The organism is Mannheimia bovis, from assembly GCF_014541205.1.
GTDB classification, from domain to species: Bacteria; Pseudomonadota; Gammaproteobacteria; order Enterobacterales; family Pasteurellaceae; genus Mannheimia; species Mannheimia bovis.
Window position 1 is genome coordinate 1,070,415 of sequence record NZ_CP061280.1, and the last position, 21,467, is coordinate 1,091,881.

Annotated in this window: 13 protein-coding genes, 2 tRNA genes and 3 rRNA genes; 12 read left to right on the forward strand and 6 right to left on the reverse strand. The window is 42.0% G+C overall.

The window, feature by feature from the left end; translation table 11 throughout:
• The first annotated feature begins 1 nt into the window (after position 1).
• The 7 genes from recD (at position 2) to ICJ55_RS05490 (ending at position 8,148) form a co-directional block, all read left to right on the forward strand.
• A complete protein-coding gene (recD, locus tag ICJ55_RS05460) occupies positions 2 to 1,966 on the forward strand; it encodes an exodeoxyribonuclease V subunit alpha (protein WP_188157656.1) in 1,965 nt (654 codons plus the stop codon).
• Between the two features lie 356 nt (positions 1,967 to 2,322).
• A 16S ribosomal RNA gene (locus ICJ55_RS05465) occupies positions 2,323 to 3,862 on the forward strand.
• Between the two features lie 112 nt (positions 3,863 to 3,974).
• Positions 3,975 to 4,051 (forward strand) — tRNA-Ile (locus ICJ55_RS05470).
• Between the two features lie 54 nt (positions 4,052 to 4,105).
• Positions 4,106 to 4,181: transfer RNA gene (locus ICJ55_RS05475), tRNA-Ala, on the forward strand.
• A 266-nt stretch (positions 4,182 to 4,447) separates the two neighbouring features.
• Positions 4,448 to 7,347 (forward strand): 23S ribosomal RNA (locus ICJ55_RS05480).
• Positions 7,348 to 7,491: 144 nt separating this feature from the next.
• A 5S ribosomal RNA gene (gene rrf, locus ICJ55_RS05485) occupies positions 7,492 to 7,607 on the forward strand.
• The 16S, 23S and 5S rRNA genes sit together here with 2 tRNA genes alongside, the layout of an rRNA operon.
• Before the next feature lie 238 nt (positions 7,608 to 7,845).
• On the forward strand, positions 7,846 to 8,148 hold the full coding sequence (locus tag ICJ55_RS05490) for a hypothetical protein (RefSeq protein ID WP_188155892.1): 303 nt from the start codon (positions 7,846 to 7,848) through the stop codon (positions 8,146 to 8,148).
• Positions 8,149 to 8,335: 187 nt separating this feature from the next.
• On the opposite strand, the gene potC is transcribed toward ICJ55_RS05490, so the two are convergent.
• The 6 genes from potC to ubiG form a co-directional block, all read right to left on the reverse strand.
• Positions 8,336 to 9,103 (reverse strand): spermidine/putrescine ABC transporter permease PotC, encoded by a 768-nt coding sequence (gene potC, locus ICJ55_RS05495; protein WP_188155893.1) that lies wholly within the window; start codon positions 9,101 to 9,103, stop codon positions 8,336 to 8,338.
• On the reverse strand, positions 9,103 to 9,966 hold the full coding sequence (gene potB, locus ICJ55_RS05500) for a spermidine/putrescine ABC transporter permease PotB (RefSeq protein ID WP_188155894.1): 864 nt from the start codon (positions 9,964 to 9,966) through the stop codon (positions 9,103 to 9,105). The genes potC and potB overlap by 1 nt, the downstream gene beginning before the upstream one ends.
• Positions 9,953 to 11,068, reverse strand: coding sequence for a spermidine/putrescine ABC transporter ATP-binding protein PotA (potA, locus tag ICJ55_RS05505; RefSeq protein ID WP_188155895.1), 1,116 nt, complete (start codon positions 11,066 to 11,068; stop codon positions 9,953 to 9,955). The genes potB and potA overlap by 14 nt, the downstream gene beginning before the upstream one ends.
• Positions 11,069 to 11,307: 239 nt before the next feature.
• Positions 11,308 to 11,946, reverse strand: coding sequence for a phosphoribosylglycinamide formyltransferase (gene purN, locus ICJ55_RS05510; protein ID WP_188155896.1), 639 nt, complete (start codon positions 11,944 to 11,946; stop codon positions 11,308 to 11,310).
• A 159-nt stretch (positions 11,947 to 12,105) separates the two neighbouring features.
• Positions 12,106 to 13,047, reverse strand: coding sequence for a tRNA 2-thiocytidine(32) synthetase TtcA (ttcA, locus tag ICJ55_RS05515; RefSeq protein ID WP_188157688.1), 942 nt, complete (start codon positions 13,045 to 13,047; stop codon positions 12,106 to 12,108).
• Between the two features lie 63 nt (positions 13,048 to 13,110).
• The gene (gene ubiG / locus ICJ55_RS05520) at positions 13,111 to 13,824 is read right to left on the reverse strand and encodes a bifunctional 2-polyprenyl-6-hydroxyphenol methylase/3-demethylubiquinol 3-O-methyltransferase UbiG (RefSeq protein ID WP_188155897.1); all 714 of its coding nucleotides are present in this window, start codon (positions 13,822 to 13,824) and stop codon (positions 13,111 to 13,113) included.
• A 129-nt stretch (positions 13,825 to 13,953) separates the two neighbouring features.
• On the opposite strand from ubiG, the gene ICJ55_RS05525 reads away from it, so the two are divergent.
• The 5 genes from ICJ55_RS05525 (at position 13,954) to ppnN (ending at position 21,458) form a co-directional block, all read left to right on the forward strand.
• Entirely contained in the window at positions 13,954 to 14,334 is a 381-nt protein-coding gene (locus ICJ55_RS05525; RefSeq protein WP_188155898.1) for a pyrimidine dimer DNA glycosylase/endonuclease V, read from the forward strand.
• Positions 14,335 to 14,431: 97 nt separating this feature from the next.
• A complete protein-coding gene (gyrA, locus tag ICJ55_RS05530) occupies positions 14,432 to 17,125 on the forward strand; it encodes a DNA topoisomerase (ATP-hydrolyzing) subunit A (RefSeq protein ID WP_188155899.1) in 2,694 nt (897 codons plus the stop codon).
• 109 nt (positions 17,126 to 17,234) lie between these two features.
• Positions 17,235 to 19,166 (forward strand): ABC transporter ATP-binding protein, encoded by a 1,932-nt coding sequence (locus ICJ55_RS05535; protein WP_188155900.1) that lies wholly within the window; start codon positions 17,235 to 17,237, stop codon positions 19,164 to 19,166.
• A gap of 79 nt (positions 19,167 to 19,245) precedes the next feature.
• Positions 19,246 to 20,004, forward strand: a complete 759-nt coding sequence (gene tcdA, locus ICJ55_RS05540) for a tRNA cyclic N6-threonylcarbamoyladenosine(37) synthase TcdA (protein WP_188155901.1) — start codon at positions 19,246 to 19,248, stop codon at positions 20,002 to 20,004.
• A gap of 86 nt (positions 20,005 to 20,090) precedes the next feature.
• Positions 20,091 to 21,458 (forward strand): nucleotide 5'-monophosphate nucleosidase PpnN, encoded by a 1,368-nt coding sequence (ppnN, locus tag ICJ55_RS05545; protein ID WP_188155902.1) that lies wholly within the window; start codon positions 20,091 to 20,093, stop codon positions 21,456 to 21,458.
• The last annotated feature ends 9 nt before the right edge of the window (positions 21,459 to 21,467 follow it).

The window sequence follows — 21,467 nt, forward strand, 5'->3', positions numbered from 1 at the left end:
TATGCTGAATTTACTATTTGAACTGAAAAAAGAAAAGATTATTTCCGATTTAAACTACCAATTTGCCCGCTTGATTGACAGCAAGCAGCAACATTACGACTATTCGTTACAGCAAAAAAATTTGGCAGTGTTGCTGGCAGCTTGGGTTTCTTATCAGGTGGCTCAAGGGCATACGGCAGTACGTTTAGATTCAGCCAATAGTTTGAATTTTTTCGAGTTGAAAAATAGAACTTCAACTCAGCCTTTTTTACAACGCATTTTGCAAAAAATCGATCAAATTCCACCGCTTGAGTGGCAATCCGTATTGAAAAATCACATTGCTTTTAGCGATTCTTCACAAAAAATTGCCCCAATGTTGTTCCAAAACGGGCTACTGTATTTTTATCGCTACTGGCAGGCAGAGCATAATATCGCAACTTACCTACAACAAGCGGTCGAATTTTCTCCAAAAATTGCAAATGTAGAGCTAGATAAGCAGATTATCGAGCAGCTTTTTGAAAATAATGCTACTCGAAGTGAAATAGACTGGCAAAAAGTCGCGGTTGCGACTGCACTCAAACAGAATTTTAGCCTTATTTCCGGTGGTCCAGGGACAGGGAAAACCACAACAGTCGTGAAATTATTACTTGGCTTACAGCTTAAACAGCTCAAACAAAATGCGCCTTTATTACAAATTGCTCTCGCCGCACCAACAGGCAAAGCAGCGGCAAGAATGAAAGAGTCGATTGAAGATAAATTAGCCGAATTAAACAATTTACCGCAAGGTTTAAAAGAGGTAATTCCAAGCGAGGCAGTAACGATTCACCGTTTACTTGGAGCAAAGCTACTTACAGAAGAAACCAAATATCACGCTCAAAATCCGCTGCATTATGATTTATTGGTGTTGGATGAATCTTCAATGATCGATTTGTCAATGATGGAAAAGATAGTGCAAGCCTTAAAACCGTCGGCTCGTTTGATTATGTTGGGGGATAAAGATCAGCTTGCCTCTGTTGAAGCGGGCTCTATTATGGGTGAATTAGGATCATTTTTACACTATGGTTATAGCCAACCACATTGTGATTACCTTAAAGCGGTCACGAATTATAACATTGAAGCAGGGCAGTCATTGCCGATTTGTGATTCATTATCTCATTTAAAACATAGTTATCGTTTTGGCGAAAAAGCGTGGATCGGTGAATTGGCGAACGCGGTGAATGATCAGCAGATACAACAGTCGTGGGAAATATTGGAAAAATATAAAGAAAGCGGAAAGTTGGAAACCATAATTTACTCCGAAACGAAAGAGAGTGATGATAAAGCCAATTGGACACAAAAAAGTGTACAGTTAGTGGTAGATAAAGCCGTAGAGCTTTATCGAGATTATTTGGTGGCAGTAAAACAGCGAGTTCTTAACCCTCAAGCCGTGAGCATTTCAGAAATTTTTCAAAAATTCCAACAAGTTAGATTTTTATCGGCATTGCGTGTTGGAGAATTGGGGGCTGAACGTCTTAATCAATCTATTGCTGAAGGACTACGAAAATCAGGATTAGTGCAATTTACGCATAGTCGAGAGCGTTATATCGGTAAACCAATCTTGATTACAGAAAATATGCCAAGCAATAAAGTGGCAAGTGGAGATATCGGTATTATTTTGCTAGATGAAAATGGAGATAGTAGGGTTTATTTTGACACCAAACAGGGGGAAATGCATCATAGTTTATCACTGAGTCAGATCCCAAATTATGAAGCTGCGTATATTATGACGGTGCATAAGTCACAAGGATCTGAGTTTGAACATACTCTATTAGTATTACCGCTGTCGGTTTCTCCTGTGCTGACTAAAGAGCTTGTTTATACTGCGATCACACGGGCAAAAGAGAGATTTACGTTATTTGGCAATGAAAAAGTGTGGAAATACAGCCTGGGATCTAAAACAGAAAGACAAAGCGGATTAAAAGAGCAATTAATTACCAAGTTTTGCTAATAGAATATCCAAATTGCTGAAAAGATCTACAAGCGGTAAAAAATTTAAAATTTTTTGCAAAAAACACTTGCGTAGATTTAATATTTCTCTATAATGCACCGCACACAACGACGCACTGTTGTGAACAGTTAAGTTAATATTCAGTGCGTCGTTCTTTTTTGTTCTTTAACAATTTATCAGACAATCTGTGTGGGCACTTGTTGATAGACTTGATTTAAAACTATTTTTTTAATTTTGAAGTCTTAATAGGTGCTTAACTAGAAATTCATTACTTTCTTTTAACTGAACTTTTTTAAGTTGAGCTAAGTTTGAAAGTGCGATTTTATGTCAGTACATATTGAGCGATTAAACTTTTTGAATTGAAGAGTTTGATCATGGCTCAGATTGAACGCTGGCGGCAGGCTTAACACATGCAAGTCGAACGGTAGCACAGAGGAGCTTGCTCCTTGGGTGACGAGTGGCGGACGGGTGAGTAATGCTTGGGAATCTGGCTTATGGAGGGGGATAACTACTGGAAACGGTAGCTAATACCGCGTAATGTCTAAGGACTAAAGGGTGGGACTTTCGGGCCACCTGCCATAAGATGAGCCCAAGTGAGATTAGGTAGTTGGTGGGGTAAAGGCTCACCAAGCCGACGATCTCTAGCTGGTCTGAGAGGATGACCAGCCACACTGGAACTGAGACACGGTCCAGACTCCTACGGGAGGCAGCAGTGGGGAATATTGCACAATGGGGGGAACCCTGATGCAGCCATGCCGCGTGAATGAAGAAGGCCTTCGGGTTGTAAAGTTCTTTCGGTAGCGAGGAAGGTGATTGTTTTAATAGAGCAATCAATTGACGTTAACTACAGAAGAAGCACCGGCTAACTCCGTGCCAGCAGCCGCGGTAATACGGGGGGTGCGAGCGTTAATCGGAATAACTGGGCGTAAAGGGCACGCAGGCGGACTTTTAAGTGGGATGTGAAAGCCCCGGGCTTAACCTGGGAATTGCATTTCAGACTGGGAGTCTAGAGTACTTTAGGGAGGGGTAGAATTCCACGTGTAGCGGTGAAATGCGTAGAGATGTGGAGGAATACCGAAGGCGAAGGCAGCCCCTTGGGAATGTACTGACGCTCATGTGCGAAAGCGTGGGGAGCAAACAGGATTAGATACCCTGGTAGTCCACGCCGTAAACGCTGTCGATTTGGGGATTGGGCTTTGAGCTTGGTGCCCGTAGCTAACGTGATAAATCGACCGCCTGGGGAGTACGGCCGCAAGGTTAAAACTCAAATGAATTGACGGGGGCCCGCACAAGCGGTGGAGCATGTGGTTTAATTCGATGCAACGCGAAGAACCTTACCTACTCTTGACATCCTAAGAAGAACTCAGAGATGAGTTTGTGCCTTCGGGAACTTAGAGACAGGTGCTGCATGGCTGTCGTCAGCTCGTGTTGTGAAATGTTGGGTTAAGTCCCGCAACGAGCGCAACCCTTATCCTTTGTTGCCAGCGATTAGGTCGGGAACTCAAAGGAGACTGCCGGTGATAAACCGGAGGAAGGTGGGGATGACGTCAAGTCATCATGGCCCTTACGAGTAGGGCTACACACGTGCTACAATGGCGTATACAGAGGGCAGCGACCCAGCGATGGTGAGCGAATCTCACAAAGTACGTCTAAGTCCGGATTGGAGTCTGCAACTCGACTCCATGAAGTCGGAATCGCTAGTAATCGCAAATCAGAATGTTGCGGTGAATACGTTCCCGGGCCTTGTACACACCGCCCGTCACACCATGGGAGTGGGTTGTACCAGAAGTAGATAGCTTAACCTTCGGGGGGGCGTTTACCACGGTATGATTCATGACTGGGGTGAAGTCGTAACAAGGTAACCGTAGGGGAACCTGCGGTTGGATCACCTCCTTACCAAAAATCAAGGGCGAAGCTAAGCGAGAGCGAAGTGGAGCAGAAACGACAGCAAGTGTTCACACAGATTGTTTGATAGATGAAATAGAAGACAAACTGAAGGTCATCCGTTGGGTCTGTAGCTCAGGTGGTTAGAGCGCACCCCTGATAAGGGTGAGGTCGGTGGTTCAAGTCCACTCAGACCCACCACTCTAAACGAGAGCGAAAGCAAACTGAAGAGTGAAAACAACGAAAGATGAAATTGGGGATATAGCTCAGCTGGGAGAGCGCCTGCCTTGCACGCAGGAGGTCAGCGGTTCGATCCCGCTTATCTCCACCAATCATCATACCTAAGGTTGCAAGCGGTAGAAAATACCGAGATTTTTGCGATTTTAGGTATGATGATAGGCGAAAGCCTATTGTCTTAATGTTCTTTAAAAATTTAGAAACAAGCTGAAAAACTGAGAGATTTTCGAAAGAAAGTCTGAGTAGTTCAAAAATCTTAGCTGAACAAAAGCAGCTAAGTGTTTAGTTTAAAAACTAACTTTAAGTGTTTTGTTTTTTCTTTCTCTGGATTGAAATAACAGAAAACATTTGAGGTTGTATAGTTAAGTGACTAAGCGCACAAGGTGGATGCCTTGGCAATCAGAGGCGAAGAAGGACGTGCTAATCTGCGAAAAGCTTGGATGAGTTGATAAGAAGCGTTTAATCCAAGATATCCGAATGGGGAAACCCAGTAGATGAAGAATCTACTATCATTATCTGAATACATAGGATAATGAGGCAAACCGGGAGAACTGAAACATCTAAGTACCCCGAGGAAAAGAAATCAACCGAGATTTCGTTAGTAGCGGCGAGCGAACGCGAAAGAGCCAGTTAGTGATAGCAGTAAATACAGGAGAATGAGCTGGGAAGCTCAATCGTAGAGGGTGATAATCCCGTATCCGAAGTATTTATTGTGGTACTAGGCTAACAACAAGTAGGGCGGGACACGTGATATCCTGTTTGAAGATGGGGGGACCATCCTCCAAGGCTAAATACTCCTGATTGACCGATAGTGAACCAGTACTGTGAAGGAAAGGCGAAAAGAACCCCGGCGAGGGGAGTGAAATAGAACCTGAAACCTTGTGCGTACAAGCAGTGGGAGCAGATTAATTCTGTGACTGCGTACCTTTTGTATAATGGGTCAGCGACTTATATTTTGTAGCAAGGTTAACTGAATAAGGGAGCCGAAGGGAAACCGAGTCTTAACTGGGCGTGTAGTTGCAAGGTATAGACCCGAAACCCGGTGATCTAGCCATGGGCAGGTTGAAGATTGGGTAACACTAATTGGAGGACCGAACCGACTAATGTTGAAAAATTAGCGGATGACTTGTGGCTGGGGGTGAAAGGCCAATCAAACCGGGAGATAGCTGGTTCTCCCCGAAATCTATTTAGGTAGAGCCTTGAGCGGACACCTTCGGGGGTAGAGCACTGTTTCGGCTAGGGGTCCATCCCGGATTACCAACCCGATGCAAACTGCGAATACCGAAGAGTGATACTCAGGAGACACACGGTGGGTGCTAACGTCCATCGTGGAGAGGGAAACAACCCAGACCGCCAGCTAAGGTCCCAAAGTACTAGTTAAGTGGGAAACGAAGTGGGAAGGCTTAGACAGCTAGGATGTTGGCTTAGAAGCAGCCATCATTTAAAGAAAGCGTAATAGCTCACTAGTCGAGTCGGCCTGCGCGGAAGATGTAACGGGGCTAAAACTAGTCACCGAAGCTGCGGCATCAGTGGTAACACTGTTGGGTAGGGGAGCGTTCTGTAAGCGGAAGAAGCTGGATTGAGAAGTCCGGTGGACGTATCAGAAGTGCGAATGCTGACATAAGTAACGACAAAACGAGTGAAAAACTCGTTCGCCGGAAGACCAAGGGTTCCTGTCCAACGTTAATCGGGGCAGGGTGAGTCGGCCCCTAAGGCGAGGCTGAAAAGCGTAGTCGATGGGAAACGGGTTAATATTCCCGTACTTGGATAAACTGCGATGTGGGGACGGAGAAGGTTAGGTTATCAGGGTGTTGGATATCCCTGTTTAAGTTGGTAGGTGGAATGTTTAGGCAAATCCGGACATTCTTAACACCGAGAGATGATGACGAGGCACTACGGTGCTGAAGTAACCGATACCACGCTTCCAGGAAAAGCCACTAAGCTTCAGGTTTATCTAAACCGTACTATAAACCGACACAGGTGGTCAGGTAGAGAATACTCAGGCGCTTGAGAGAACTCGGGTGAAGGAACTAGGCAAAATAGCACCGTAACTTCGGGAGAAGGTGCGCCGGCGTAGATTGTAGTCCCTTGCGGATGAAGGTTGAACCGGTCGAAGATACCAGCTGGCTGCAACTGTTTATTAAAAACACAGCACTCTGCAAACACGAAAGTGGACGTATAGGGTGTGATGCCTGCCCGGTGCTGGAAGGTTAATTGATGGTGTTATCGAAAGAGAAGCTCCTGATCGAAGCCCCAGTAAACGGCGGCCGTAACTATAACGGTCCTAAGGTAGCGAAATTCCTTGTCGGGTAAGTTCCGACCTGCACGAATGGCATAATGATGGCCAGGCTGTCTCCACCCGAGACTCAGTGAAATTGAAATCGCCGTGAAGATGCGGTGTACCCGCGGCTAGACGGAAAGACCCCGTGAACCTTTACTATAGCTTGACACTGAACATTGAATTTTGATGTGTAGGATAGGTGGGAGCCTTTGAAGCAGTCACGCCAGTGATTGTGGAGGCGTCCTTGAAATACCACCCTTTAACGTTTGATGTTCTAACGAAGTACTCGGAACGAGTACTCGGACAGTGTCTGGTGGGTAGTTTGACTGGGGCGGTCTCCTCCCAAAGAGTAACGGAGGAGCACGAAGGTTTGCTAATCACGGTCGGACATCGTGAGGTTAGTGCAATGGTAGAAGCAAGCTTAACTGCGAGACAGACAAGTCGAGCAGGTGCGAAAGCAGGTCATAGTGATCCGGTGGTTCTGAATGGAAGGGCCATCGCTCAACGGATAAAAGGTACTCCGGGGATAACAGGCTGATACCGCCCAAGAGTTCATATCGACGGCGGTGTTTGGCACCTCGATGTCGGCTCATCACATCCTGGGGCTGAAGTAGGTCCCAAGGGTATGGCTGTTCGCCATTTAAAGTGGTACGCGAGCTGGGTTTAGAACGTCGTGAGACAGTTCGGTCCCTATCTGCCGTGGGCGTTGGAGAATTGGTTGGGGCTGCTCCTAGTACGAGAGGACCGGAGTGGACGCACCGCTGGTGTTTCGGTTGTGTCGCCAGACGCATTGCCGAGTAGCTATGTGCGGAAGAGATAAGTGCTGAAAGCATCTAAGCACGAAACTTGCCAAGAGATGAGTTCTCCCAGACTATAAGTCTGTAAGGGTTGTTGGAGACTACGACGTAGATAGGTGGGGTGTGTAAGCGTTGCGAGACGTTGAGCTAACCCATACTAATTGCCCGAGAGGCTTAACTATACAACGCTCAAGTGTTTTTATAGAGAAACAAGAAAACATAAAGCGAAGTAAAGTAAAGACTAAACAGAAGACAAACAAAGAAAAGACAAACAAAGAGAAGAATACTCAAAGTAGCAGCTTGTTTTTAGATTTTAACTGAATTATCCCGATGACCATAGTGCTGTGGTTCTACCTGACACCATTCCGAACTCAGAAGTAAAACGCAGTAACGTCGATGGTAGTGTGGTGTTTCGCCATGTGAGAGTAGAGCATCATCGGGTTTTACCGAATACATAAGAGAAGATAGATAGAGAGAAGAGCCCCTAAGTAGAGATACTTAGGGGTTTTTATTTATTTTAACAGTGGGGATTTTAGAAATGTGGTTGTTCTAGGTTGTTGGCGAGTTCTGTTAATGTGTAAAAAGGTGAAGTTTGCATCATAAAAGTATTCTAAAAAATTCCATTGTTGTACGAATTGATTCTGTTGAAATATAATAATCTCCTTTTTAAGGAGAAATTTATGCCAATAAAAACAAAAAAAAATAAAGCACCTTATAGTATGATTCCAGAGCAAGCAACTTTTTCTAAGAATTTGCCGGTTTATATCCCCCTTTTTCTTGCAGATAAAACAACAAGAGTACAAGTAGTCTGGGAATTAGAACTTGAAAATGGCGAACGTGATTCAGGGAAAGTGAAACGCAATCGTATTCAATTTAAACGCTTACCGGTAGGTTGTCATAAATTAACAGTTATTAGTGGAACACCGCTTTTAGGGCAGGGTACAAAGATTGTTGCATGTTCATTACATATTATTGATGAGTGATGAAATAAAAGTTTAATCAAAACAACTATCGGCTTTCTGATTAGAAAATCACTCAAGCTGCTTGGAAATATTACCCATTCATAAAAATTGATGACTTACAAGCGGTCATATTTTCTTATTCATTTGTAAGCTGTAAACAATAAAAAAACCTGACTAGCTAGTCAGGTTTTGATTTTGTTAATTTGATTTATACTTTCTTTCTTACTACTAATTGGCTTAATACAACAAGTGTTAATGAGAAGATAATCATAATAGTTGCTAGGGCATTTACCTCTGGAGTTACGCCTGTTTTAACCAATGAGAAGATTTTCAGTGGTAATACTTCATAGCTTGGGCTTGTTACGAATGAAGAAACAATAACGTCATCTAATGAAATTGTAAAGCTTAGTAACCAGCCTGAAATAATCGAAGGTAATGCAAGTGGTAAAATAATTTTGCGTAAAATCGTTACTTCACTTGCCCCTAGGTCTTTCGCAGCTTCTAACATCTTGCCATCAAAATCGCTTAGTCGTGATGAAATTGCAATTACCACATAAGGTAAACAGAAGGTAATATGGGCAATTAACAGTGAAATAAAGCCGAGCTTGATACCTAAGATCATAAATAATACAAGCATAGATACTGCCATCACGATATCAGGCGACATCATTACCACGAATAGCATTCCGCCCACTAATTTTTTGCCACGGAAACGGTAGCGATAAAGTGCAATGGAGGTTAATGCACCTAAAATCGTGGAGAGCGTTGCAGCAAAGAATGCAATTGTTAATGAGTTCATCGTTGCTTGTACTAGCGTATCATTGCTGAATAAACGCTCATACCAGTTCCAAGTAAAACCTTTCCAGTTCAAGCCAAAACGGTCTGCGTTGAAAGAGTTTACGACTAAAATAATAATTGGAATGTATAAGTAAGCAAATACCGCTAACATAAAAAGGTTTCTAAACATCTTTTTCATTATTCAAGCTCCACCTTTTTATTTAACAATTTATTTGCACGATAGTAAACATAAAGCATTAACGCCATTAAGATGGTTAAGGCAATACTTACCGCAGAACCTACTGCAAACTGGTTAGTATTTAAGAATAAGCTCTTAATAATGTTACCTACTAATGGTGTTTTACCGCCACCTAATAAGTCTGCTACGTAGAACATCCCCATTGCCGGAAGTAATACTAATAAACAACCTGCTACAATACCCGGCATTGTGAGCGGAATTGTTACTCGAATAAAGCGTTGGAAGGCGTTTGCACCTAAGTCTTTTGCTGCTTCTAACAGACGGTTGTCAATTTTTTCGATTGATGAATAAAGCGGCAAAATCATAAATGGTAATAGAATGTAAACTAAGCCAATGATAATTGCAGCTTCTGAGTTCAATAAACGCAAAGGTTCATTGATCAAGCCAATTGCCAATAAGGTCTCATTTAGAACACCTTTCACACCTAAGAAAATTTTAATACCGTAAATACGGATCAGTGAGTTAGTCCAGAATGGCAACACCACTAAAAAGAGTAAAAACGGACGCAGCTTCGCAGGCATTTTGGCAATAAAAAATGCAAAAGGATAGCCAATGATTAAACAGATAAGCGTTGCAACCCCCGCCATATATAGCGAGTTCCACAATACTGTTGCGTAAGTGTCATTAAATAACGCTTTATACGCATCTAAGCTAAATGCAAAATCAACAAAATATTGGCTTTGACGGTTTTCTGTTAAGAAACTGATAATTAAAACGAGTACGTTCGGCACTAATACGAAAAGCAATAGCCAACCGAAAATAGTTGCGACCGCACCATTTTGGAATTTACTATTCGCCTTCATCGTTTAACACAACCTCCCAGCCTTCGTACCAAGTAAGAGCCACTTTTTGCCCAACCTCGTGGTCAATGTTAGGGTCATCTTCGTTAAAGAATTCGCTAACTAATACGTTCATACCGTTATGATCTAATTTTACGCTAGATTCTAACGTCATACCTTTATAGTTACGGTCGATAATATGACCGATGATCGCTTTAGAGCTTTCATTTTCGTCTAACTCTTCAATCACGATATCTTCAGGGCGTAACAGTACTTTTAATTTTTGGTTCGGGTGAACCTCTAAATCTTCAACTTTAATGTTGCAAATACGACCTTCTACGTTCGCTTTCACATTTTTTTCATCAACACGTTCAATCACTGTTGCATCAAAGACGTTAATTTCACCGATAAAACGAGCCACGAATAAGTTGCTTGGCTCTTCGTAAATTTCACGAGGAGTGCCGTCTTGAGCAATTTTACCGCCGTTCATTACAATGATACGGTCAGACATTGTTAAAGCTTCTTCTTGATCGTGGGTGACGAAAATAAAGGTAATGCCTAATTGACGTTGTAAGGCTTTTAATTCATTTTGCATCTCTTTACGCAATTTATAGTCAAGAGCAGAAAGAGATTCATCTAATAATAATACTTTTGGTTTATTTACCACCGCACGTGCAATTGCGATACGTTGTTGCTGACCACCTGAAAGTTGAGCTGGTTTTTGTTGAGCTCTGTCTTCTAAACGCACCATACGCAATGCTTCCATTACACGTGGCTCAATCTCTGAATTTGGCACTTTTTGCATACGTAAGCCAAACGCCACGTTTTCAAAAATGGTCATATGCGGGAATAACGCATAGCTTTGGAATACAGTATTCACTGGGCGTTGTTCTGCTGGAACATTAGAAACATCTTGCCCATCAAGAATAATTGAACCCTCAGTCAAATCTTCAAAGCCGGCAATTAAACGCAACGCAGTTGTTTTACCACAACCCGAAGGACCTAAAATCGTTAAAAATTCACCATCATTAATGGTTAAATTCAAATTTTTAAGAATCGTTTTACTACCATAGCTTTTTGTTACATTTTTAAGCTCAATGATAGCTTTCTGTTCTAATTTTTCCATCTACTGTTATTTTCCCTTAAATTAAAAAGAAAAGGACTAAAAAATCAGGCATTTCGCCCCCAAAAAATCAATTGATAATAATATAGCTAAAGGGGCAAGATTGAAAGGAAAAATTTGCGTTTTAGGGATTTTTCTCTGCATTTACAAGCGGTTTAATTTATCGGATTTTTTGCAAAATTTTTGAAAAATTAGACCGCTTGTTATATTTATTCGGGCAATCATTAGAGGGGGCTAGCGTATTAATCTTCCGCATAGCCTGTTGGAGAGAGGGCTTTTCTGTCTAGATATGCTTTGTCGCCGTTGGCAACTAAACGACCGGAACAAAACCACTCAATGACTAAGGGGTAATATTTATGTTCTTGTTCCACCACACGAGCCATAATATCTTCAACTTCATCATTAGGATAAATCGGTACTTTAGCTTGTAATACAATTGCCCCTGCATCAACTTCTTCATTCACAAAATGAATAGTTGTACCGTGCTCGGAATCTCCTGCTTCAATTGCTCTTTGATAAGTATTTAACCCGGGGTATTTCGGCAATAATGAAGGGTGGATATTCAAAATTATCCCATCAAAACGTTGGGTAAATTCCGGTGTTAAAATTTTCATATAGCCTGCAAGAACAATTAATTCTGCTCCTAATGATTCAATTTGCTCGGCAATTGCTAAATCCATTGCTAAATTACTTTCATAATCTTTTCGAGAGAATACGAAAGTAGGAATGTTGGCATTTTTAGCTCGGACTAAGCCATAAGCATTTGCTTTATTGCTGATGACCCCACAAATTTGACCGTTTATATTGCCTGCTTTTTGGCTATCGATAATGGCTTGTAAATTAGAGCCATTACCCGAAATTAGTACAACAAATTTTTTCATTTTGATTACTTAATTGGAATTGATAATATTTAATGATGCTTTGAATTATTAAAAATATACTAAGTCTATCGACTTTAAATAATAAAACAAGCGGTTATTTTTCTTGTGAAATTTGCAAATTTCTACAGAAATATCACCGCTTGTTTGATGTTCTTGAGCCTAATTTACTTCCTTAAATTGAATAATTCCGCCTTCCGTAAAATTGTTGTCATCGTCTTCATCTAAGAAGGTTTTGGCTTCAATTTTGATATTATCGAAAGCGGTGTCGCCTTCTACACCGTCAATCATTTGACCGTGTTTAATGCCTTTAAAATCAAATAGGCTTGGGTCGCATAAGTGCGATGGCACAATATCTTGTAAGGCACTGAACATAGTTTCTAATCTGCCCGGATATTGGCGATCCCAAGTGTTCAACATCTCTTTTACCACTTGGCGTTGTAAATTTGGTTGTGAGCCGCAGAGATTGCACGGAATAATCGGGAACTGTTTGGCTTCTGCGTATTTGATGATGTCTTTTTCTTTGCAGTAAGCAAGCGGGCGAATCACAATCTGTTTGCCGTCATCAGAAATCAGTTTCGGTGGCATACTTTTCATTTTTCCGCCGTAGAACATATTTAAAAATAGTGTTGCCAGCATATCATCACGGTGGTGTCCAAGTGCGATTTTCGTTGCCCCAAGCTCAGTAGCGGTGCGGTATAAAATCCCACGACGTAGGCGAGAGCAGAGCGAACAGGTGGTTTTGCCTTCCGGAATCTTCTCTTTCACGATGCCGTAGGTATTTTCTTCCACAATTTTATATTCCACACCGATACTTTCTAAATAGCGAGGCAACACATCTTCAGGGAATCCTGGTTGTTTTTGATCTAAATTGACCGCAACCACACTGAAATTGACAGGGGCACTTTGTTGTAGGTTTAATAAAATATCTAATAGTGTGTAGCTGTCTTTACCACCGGAAAGGCATACCATCACGCGGTCGCCCTCTTCAATCATACCAAAATCGGCAATCGCATTGCCTACATTACGGCGTAAGCGTTTTTGTAACTTATTGAAATTATAAGTGATTTTTTTCTCTGATTTTTGTTGAATATCGTCTGTCATCATTTTTGTCAAAGCTCAAGAAATTAAGCGGTGTATAGTAAAGATTTCGTACTATTTTGCAAGTTAATTGTTGATGCCTAAGGTCGCAATATAGTTGCAACTGACATCGTTATTTAGCCAGAATTTTTCGGTTAATGGGTTGAAATGGTAGCCTTTTATCTCATTACAACGTAAATCGGCTTGATCGCACCACGCTAATAATTCCGAAGGCTTAATAAATTTCTCAAATTCGTGCGTGCCTTTCGGCAATATTTTCAACACATATTCCGCCCCGATAATCACGAGCATATAGGCTTTAAACGTACGGTTGATGGTGGAGAAAAACAAAATACCGTCAGGCTTTAATAAGGCTTTGCAGCTTTGGATAATTGAAAGCGGATCAGGCACGTGTTCCAGCATTTCCATACAGGTAATCACGTCAAATTTTTCTGCGTTGCAAGCGGTCATTTTTTCCAAAAAATTTTCAATGGTGGTTTGTTGGTAATCAATCTCTAAACCGTTTTCTTTAGCGTGCTGTTTGGCAATTTCAAGCGGTTCGGTTGTCATATCAATACCTGTTACAATCGCTCCTTGTTTCGCCATCGCTTCACTTAAAATACCGCCACCACAGCCGACATCTAATACTTTTTTGCCAAACAGTCCGTTTGATTTTTCTAAAATATAAGATAAACGCAGCGGATTAAGCAGATGAATAGGCTTGAAACTGCCGTTTGGATCCCACCAAGTTTGAGCCATTTTTTCAAATTTTGTGATTTCTTGCTGATCGACGTTTTGCATAAGTAATTCCTGTGGTAAATTTGGGCATTACTATAACCATTGAGGAAAAGTAATGAGCGTTTATAAAAGTAATTCCTGTGGTAAATTTGGGCATTACTATAACCGATTTAGCTTAAAAGGAAAATCAGAATGACCAGAATTAACCTCGTTCCGCCTTCAGAATTATGCGATCAACATCTGTTGGCAGAGCACCGTGAATTAACCCGTATTCCGAATGCGGTAGCGAAAGGCAAATTCAGCTTAAAAGGTCAGCCGGAAGATTATAAATTAGGTGAGGGGCATGTGCGTTTTTTCTTCAATAAACTCGCTTTTTTGAAAAAACGTTATGATGCTCTGCACGAGGAGTGCTTGGCAAGAGGCTTTAACGTGCAATATTTTTGGGCAGATGATTTACCACAAGATCCTTCGCTTTGGCTAGATTATGAGCCAACCGCAACCGCATTAGCCGCCAATCGTGAGCGAATTGAATTAAGAATGCCGGCAAAAGCTCGCTTTACTGAAAGAAAATAACCGCTTGTACGCCCTTTTTATCACTTTTTATGCTATAATCTTGCCAATTTTTCGCCTGAGTTTGGGCAATTCTTTACTATCAAATTAGGAAATTTCAATGAGCGAATTAGCCAAAGATATTATTCCCGTAAGTATTGAGGACGAGTTAAAAACCTCTTACCTTGATTATGCGATGTCGGTCATCGTAGGGCGTGCATTACCTGATGTACGTGACGGTTTAAAGCCGGTACACCGCCGTGTACTTTTCTCAATGGATCAAAACAGCAACACCTATAACAAACCACACGTTAAATCAGCTCGTGTGGTGGGTGATGTAATCGGTAAATATCACCCGCACGGTGACTCAGCAGTTTACGATACCATTGTGCGTATGGCACAACCGTTTTCATTACGTTATATGTTGGTGGACGGGCAAGGTAACTTTGGCTCAATTGACGGCGATGCACCGGCGGCAATGCGTTATACCGAAGTGCGTATGCAAAAAATTACGCAGGAATTATTAACTGATCTTGATAAAGAAACCGTGGATTTCTCGCCGAACTATGACGGCAAAGAGATGATTCCTGATGTGCTACCGACCAAAATTCCAGCCTTATTGGTAAACGGTTCTTCCGGTATTGCGGTGGGTATGGCAACCAATATTCCGCCACACAATTTAGGCGAAGTATTAGACGGCTGTTTGGCGTATATTGATAACGAAAATATTAGCGTTGAAGAATTGATGCAATATATCCCGGGCCCTGATTTCCCAACAGGGGCAATTATCAACGGTCGTAAAGGGATTGAAGAAGCCTATCGCACCGGTCGTGGTAAGGTTTATGTGCGTGCGAAAGCCAGTGTGGAAACTACAGACAAAGGTCGTGAGCAAATTGTGGTTACCGAGCTGCCTTACCAAGTCAATAAAGCGAAACTGATCGAAAAAATTGCTGAATTAGTGAAAGATAAAAAAATCGAAGGTATCAGCAAAATTGATGATTACTCAGACAAAAAAGGTATCTCGATTGTTATCGAAGTGAAACGTGATGCAGTGGGCGAAGTGGTGCTAAATCACCTCTATTCTTTAACTCAAATGCAAGTGACCTTTGGTATCAATATGGTTGCCCTTGATAACGGTCAGCCAAAAGTTCTGAATTTAACGCAAATTATCGAAGCCTTTGTGAAACACCGCCGTGAAGTGGTGACTCGCCGTACGATTTTTGAATTACGCAAAGCACGTGAACGTGCTCATATTTTAGAAGGTTTAGCGATTGCATTAGCCAATATCGATCCTGTCATTGAATTAATTCGTGCTTCTAAAACAGCTGAAGATGCCCGTGAGGCATTATTAGCTCGTCCGTGGGCATTAGGCAATGTCGCTCCGATGTTAGAAGCTGCAGGTGTTGATGCTTCTCGTCCGGAAGATTTAGCCGAGAATTTAGGTGTGCGTGATGGACAATATTATTTATCAGAAGCTCAAGCTCGTGCGATTTTAGAGTTACGCTTACACCGTTTAACTGGCTTAGAGCACGAAAAAATTGTTGAAGAGTACAAAGAACTACTAACCGAAATTGGTGAATTATTGCACATTTTAAACAGTGCCGACCGTTTAATGGAAGTAATTCGTGAGGAATTAGAACTGGTTAAAGCGACCTTCAACGATGAACGCCGTACCGAAATTACCGCAGCCTCAGGCGATATTAATATTGAAGATTTAATCGCCCAAGAAGATGTGGTAGTGACACTTTCTCACGCAGGCTATGTGAAATACCAACCTCTATCTGACTACGAAGCTCAACGCCGTGGTGGTAAAGGTAAGTCTGCAACGAAGATGAAAGAAGACGACTTTATCGAAAAATTATTGGTAGCGAACACCCACGATACTATTCTTTGTTTCTCAAGCCGTGGTCGTCTATATCAATTAAAAGTGTACCAATTACCGCAAGCCAGCCGTGGTGCGCGTGGTACGCCGATTGTTAATATTTTGCCGTTAGTGAAAGAAGAGAACGAACGTATTACCGCAATTCTACCGATTCCAAATGGCGAATTCTCCGCAGATAAATTTATCTTTATGGCAACCGCAAGCGGTGTAGTGAAAAAAGTCTCCTTAGATGCGTTCAGCAATGTTAGATCAAGCGGTCTAATTGCCTTAAAACTTCGCGAAGGCGATGAGCTAATCGGTGTGGATATTACCGATGGCGAAAGCGAAATTATGCTCTTCTCAGCACAAGGTCGAGTGGTTCGCTTTGCTGAAAAAGCGGTACGTGCAATGGGACGTACTGCAACAGGGGTACGTGGTATCAAACTATCCACCACTGAAATTTCAAGTGAAGAGATTGAAGAAGCAGAAATCATCGAAATTGAAAATGAGGAAGCGGAAGATTCAACAAGCGTGAGCCTAGACACCGACCGTGTGGTTTCTCTTGTGATTCCTCGCACCGAAGGCGATATTCTCACCGTAACCCAAAACGGCTACGGTAAACGTACCGTCATTGGCGAATATCCGGTGAAATCTCGTGCAACCAAAGGGGTGGTTTCAATCAAAGTGAACGAACGAAACGGTAAAGTAGTAGCGGCAGTTCAAGTGTTCGATACCGACCAAATTATGCTGATTACCGATGCCGGCACGCTAGTTCGCACTCGAGTGGCGGAAGTGAGCTTAGTCGGACGTAACACCCAAGGCGTTCGCATTATCCGCACCGCAGAAGATGAACACGTTGTAAGTTTGGAGCGAGTGTGTGAGCCTGAAGAAGATGATGAAAACATCGAAACGGTTGAAAACGCAGAGATTGTAGAAACTTCAACAGAAGAATAAATCTTAACCTACACAAGCGGTCGTTTTTTCAGAGAATTTTGCAAACAATCAATCTGCCAAAATTTGGGAAAATTCGACCGCTTTTAGATCATAAATCAGATAAAAAACTATGGCACTACTTAATTTATCCAATGCCTATTTAGGCTTTGGCGATCATCCTTTATTAGATCATACCGAATTACATATTGAGCCAAACGAAAGGGTTTGTTTGGTAGGAAGAAACGGAGCGGGAAAATCGACTTTAATGAAAGTGCTTGCCGGCGAAGTGCAACTTGATGACGGCAAGTTGATTTTTGAAAAAGATATTGTGGTAACTCGTTTGGAGCAAGACCCACCACGCCATATTCAAGATACGGTATTTGATTATGTGGCAGAAGGAATTGCTCATTTAAGCGAACTTTTAAAGCAATATCACCACATTTCGCAACAAATGCTGACGGATTATAGCGATGAGCTGTTGGCGAAGTTATCTCATATCCAAGCCCAATTAGAGCACAATAACGGTTGGCAATTTGAAAACCGTATTCAAGATACCTTGAAATTATTGGAACTTGATCCTGAAAAACGCCTATGCGAGCTCTCGGGCGGCTGGGTTCGCCGTGCGGCACTTGCTCGTGCATTGGTGGCTGATCCGGATATTTTATTATTAGATGAGCCAACCAACCATTTAGATGTGGATGCAATCACTTGGCTTGAGGATTTATTGCTTGATTTTAAAGGGGCGATTATCTTTATTTCCCACGACCGTTCCTTTATCCGCAAAATGGCAACCCGCATTGTGGATTTAGATCGCGGCAAACTGATTTCTTACCCGAGCAATTACGATAAATATTTGGAAGAAAAAGCGGAAGATTTGCGTGTTGAAGCCCTACAAAATGAGCTTTTTGATAAAAAATTGGCTCAAGAAGAAGTGTGGATTCGCCAAGGGATTAAAGCCCGTCGTACCCGTAATGAAGGGCGTGTGCGAGCCTTAAAAGCCTTGCGGGAAGAACGCCGTAACCGCCGAGAGGTGCAAGGCACGGCAAAAATTCAGCTCGACCAAACCGCACGTTCGGGCAAAATCGTGTTTGAGCTTGCAAATGCTAGCTATGAAATTGAAGGAAAGAACTTACTACAGAACTTCACTGCAACCATTCAACGTGGCGATAAAATCGCTTTGGTTGGTCCGAATGGTTGCGGTAAAACGACTTTCATCAAATTACTGCTAGGTGAATTGCAGCCGACTTCAGGCTCAATCCGTTGCGGCACAAAATTAGAAGTTGCCTATTTTGACCAATACCGTGCGGAATTAGATTTAGAAAAAACCGTGATGGACAACGTAGCGGACGGTAAGCAAGATGTGGAAGTTAATGGCGTAAAACGCCACGTTCTCGGCTATTTGCAAGATTTCTTGTTCCCTCCAAAACGGGCAATGACACCTGTAAAAGCATTATCAGGTGGGGAACGTAACCGCTTGTTACTCGCCAAATTATTGCTGAAACCGAATAACTTATTAATTCTGGACGAGCCGACCAATGATTTAGATGTGGAAACTTTAGAATTATTAGAAGAGATGTTGTCTGATTATCAAGGCACGTTGCTTGTGGTAAGCCACGACCGTCAATTTATTGATAACACAGTGGAAGAGTGCTACTTCTTTGAAGGCAATGGGGTGCTGAATAAATATATTGGTGGCTATTTTGATGCCAAACAGCAGCAAGATAACTACCACGCTACCCGCACTGCCAATTTGCAAAATTCTGCTAAAAAAGAACCGCTTGTAGCAGACGAACCGAAGCAAGAAAAACCAAAAACAGAGGCGAAAAAGGTCAAACTTTCCTATAAAGACCAACGTGAGCTAGAAGAACTGCCAGCAAAAATGGAAGCTTTAGAAGCTGAAATTGAAGCTCTACAAGCTGAAGTAAACAGTGCGGATTTCTTCTCAAAAGATCAGGCTTACACCAACGAAAAACTGCAAAAATTGGCAGACACCGAAGCTGCCTTAGAGCAAGCCTTTGAGCGTTGGGAAGAGCTGGAAAATATTAAAAACGGAAATATCTAACGTAGGGGCGAATTATTATTCTCCCTTTGGCTAAAATGATTGGGCGAAAAATTTTTCGCCCCTACAGATGTAACATAAAATGACAGAAAGACTAGACAACTACGAACAACGCTTTGGCGGTATCGGTCGCCTTTACACCCCTGAGGGTTTGGAAAAACTCCGCCATTCGCATATTTGTGTGATCGGCATCGGTGGTGTGGGCTCTTGGGCGGTGGAGGCGTTGGCTCGTTCGGGCATTGGCAAGATCACGATGATCGATATGGACGATATTTGCGTGACCAACATTAACCGTCAAATTCACGCAATGAGTGGCACAGTGGCTCAGTTGAAAACTGAGGCGATGAAAGAACGTATTGAACGCATCAATCCTGAGTGTGTGGTGGAGATTATTGATGATTTCATCACGCCTGAAAATATCCCTGACTATCTCAATCGTGGCTATGATTATGTGATTGATGCCATTGATTCGGTCAAAACCAAGGCGGCGTTGGTTGCTTACTGTAAGCGTAATAAAATCAAATTAATCACCACCGGCGGGGCAGGCGGGCAGACAGACCCAACGAAAATTCAAATTACCGATTTAAGTAAAACTATTCAAGATCCGCTTGCGGCAAAAGTGCGAGCCTTATTGCGTAAAGAATATGGTTTTAGCAACAAAAGTAAATTTGGTGTGGAGTGTGTTTCTTCAACTCAACAATTAATTTTCCCGAAAATGGGCGAGGGGTGCGAAGTATCCGCCACGATGAACTGTGCTAATGGCTTTGGGGCAGTTACAATGGTTACTGCAACATTCGGTTTTTTTGCGGTAAGTCGTGTTATTGATAAACTATTGAAGTAACAAGCGGTCAAAAAAGAGTAATTTTTTGCAAATGACTTAAGGTTACCCACATTTATGGAATTTCTTACAAATAGCAAGGAGAAAAAATGGCAGTACACAGAATTAACCCGAAAGGCAGTATGGAGCAGCTTTCTCATTTGGAAATGCAGTTGTTAGCCAAAAATACGCAGGGTAGTTTATATCAAATTTATCGTAACTGCTCATTAGCGGTGCTGAATTCAGGTGTGCATACTGATGATAGCCGTGCCTTGTTAAATCAATATCCTGATTTTGAAATTCGGTTATTAACCCGAGAGAAAGGGGTTTCGCTGGAGTTGCACAACCCACCACCGACAGCCTTTGTTGATGGTAAGATGATTTTAAATATTCAGTATCATCTTTTTGCGGTGTTAAGGGATATTATCTTTGTTAACGCTTTAAAAAAGGCAATTCCACCGCTTGAAAATACATCAGTAGAAACGCTAACCACAAATATTGTGTTTTCGATTTTGCGTAATGCAAAAGCGATAGAGATGAACACTGACCCGAATTTAGTGGTTTGCTGGGGTGGTCATTCTATTAATGACATTGAATACCAATATTGCCGAGCGGTAGGTCAAGAGTTTGGTTTACGTGAGCTGAATATTGTAACAGGTTGCGGTGCGGGTGTAATGGAAGCACCGATGAAAGGTGTTACCATCGGGCACGCTAATCAGCGTTATAAAAACGGACGTTTTATTGGCATTACTGAGCCGTCGATTATTGCCTCTGAACCACCAAATCCGATTGTCAATGAATTAGTGATTATGCCTGATATTGAAAAACGCTTGGAAGCATTTGTTCGTCTTGGGCACGCTATTGTGGTTTTTCCGGGCGGACCGGGCACATTGGAAGAGCTGCTGTATATTATCGGCATTAAGTTAAATCCGCAAAATAAGTTGCAAAAATTACCGCTTATCTTAACCGCACCGAAAGAATCTGCCGATTATTTCTATGTTATTGATAAATTCATTGGCGATACCTTAGGCGAAGAGGCTCGTAGCCTATATGAAATTATTATTGATGACCCTGTATTGGTTGCTCGTAAAGTGAAGCAATCGATGGTGGAAGTAAAAAACAGTCGTTATGAAAGTGGTGATGCTTATAATTTCAACTGGTCATTAAGAATCGAAGAAGATTTTATTACGCCATTTATTCCAACTCACGAAAGTATGGCAAATCTGAATTTAAGTCTGGATCAGTCAAAAGAGCAGCTGGCGGCAAATTTAAGACGAGCATTTTCAGGCATTGTGGCAGGTAACATTAAGCCTGAAACTTCTGATTTGATTGAACAATATGGCGTGTTTAAATTACGGGGCGATCGCAAATTAATGGATCATATGGATAGATTACTCGAAAGTTTTGTGGTTCAACATCGTATGAAAATCCCAACGGGAGATGCTTATCAACCTTGCTATGAAATTGTAAAAGAATAGTAATAAGGG

Coding starts and splice junctions, on each gene's coding strand:
- recD (WP_188157656.1), top strand. CDS start 2: ATGCTGAATTTACTATTTGAACTGAAAAAAGAAAAGATTATTTCCGAT.
- ICJ55_RS05490 (WP_188155892.1), top strand. CDS start 7,846: ATGCCAATAAAAACAAAAAAAAATAAAGCACCTTATAGTATGATTCCA.
- potC (WP_188155893.1), bottom strand. CDS start 9,103: ATGAAAAAGATGTTTAGAAACCTTTTTATGTTAGCGGTATTTGCTTAC.
- potB (WP_188155894.1), bottom strand. CDS start 9,966: ATGAAGGCGAATAGTAAATTCCAAAATGGTGCGGTCGCAACTATTTTC.
- potA (WP_188155895.1), bottom strand. CDS start 11,068: ATGGAAAAATTAGAACAGAAAGCTATCATTGAGCTTAAAAATGTAACA.
- purN (WP_188155896.1), bottom strand. CDS start 11,946: ATGAAAAAATTTGTTGTACTAATTTCGGGTAATGGCTCTAATTTACAA.
- ttcA (WP_188157688.1), bottom strand. CDS start 13,047: ATGACAGACGATATTCAACAAAAATCAGAGAAAAAAATCACTTATAAT.
- ubiG (WP_188155897.1), bottom strand. CDS start 13,824: ATGCAAAACGTCGATCAGCAAGAAATCACAAAATTTGAAAAAATGGCT.
- ICJ55_RS05525 (WP_188155898.1), top strand. CDS start 13,954: ATGACCAGAATTAACCTCGTTCCGCCTTCAGAATTATGCGATCAACAT.
- gyrA (WP_188155899.1), top strand. CDS start 14,432: ATGAGCGAATTAGCCAAAGATATTATTCCCGTAAGTATTGAGGACGAG.
- ICJ55_RS05535 (WP_188155900.1), top strand. CDS start 17,235: ATGGCACTACTTAATTTATCCAATGCCTATTTAGGCTTTGGCGATCAT.
- tcdA (WP_188155901.1), top strand. CDS start 19,246: ATGACAGAAAGACTAGACAACTACGAACAACGCTTTGGCGGTATCGGT.
- ppnN (WP_188155902.1), top strand. CDS start 20,091: ATGGCAGTACACAGAATTAACCCGAAAGGCAGTATGGAGCAGCTTTCT.